The organism is Haloarcula sp. Atlit-120R (genome assembly GCF_003665885.1).
In the GTDB taxonomy this organism is placed as follows: Archaea; Halobacteriota; Halobacteria; order Halobacteriales; family Haloarculaceae; genus Haloarcula; species Haloarcula taiwanensis.
In genome coordinates this window covers 1-460 of sequence record NZ_QPLN01000087.1, presented here as the reverse complement: position 1 = coordinate 460, position 460 = coordinate 1, and the positions used below count along the sequence as shown (strand labels likewise).

Sequence of the window (460 nt, the reverse complement as noted above, 5' to 3'; positions counted from 1 at the left end):
ATATCGAACCCAGCTGGGGGCCGCCCAGTCCATCGGCCAGCGTCTTTCGCAGCGTCGATACCGGATTGAATCCGCCGGAGCTTCTGTTTGTGCTCGACACGCGCGAGGTCACCCATCACTCCGGCAATGAGCTGGCTCACCGCTCTATCGACAAGATCATCGTCAAGGCTGATTTCGAGGCCAACCTCTAAGTCCTGAATGCCAGTTTCGTGACTGAGACAGAATTCGAGGAATTCATGGATTTCACCGGCACCGAGTCGAGACAGTCGCGAGAGTTCGTGGACGACGATAGTGTCAAGATGTCCGGCTTCGATATCTCCGCGGAGTCGTTGGTACTCGTCTCCGCGATCAGTCTCGGTCCCGCTGATGATATCTGCATACTCGTGAATCTCTGGGCCATCGTATGTGTCTTGAGCGAATGCACGCAGTTCGTCAAGCTGTCGTTGTGGGTCTTGGTCTG

1 protein-coding gene is annotated in these 460 nt (G+C 55.7%); it reads right to left on the bottom strand.

Features of this window, described 5'->3' with window-relative positions:
- A partial coding sequence (locus tag DVK01_RS21345; protein WP_233562845.1) for a recombinase family protein occupies nucleotides 1–428 on the bottom strand: 428 nt, incomplete at its 3' end.
- Between the last annotated feature and the right edge of the window lie 32 nt (nucleotides 429–460).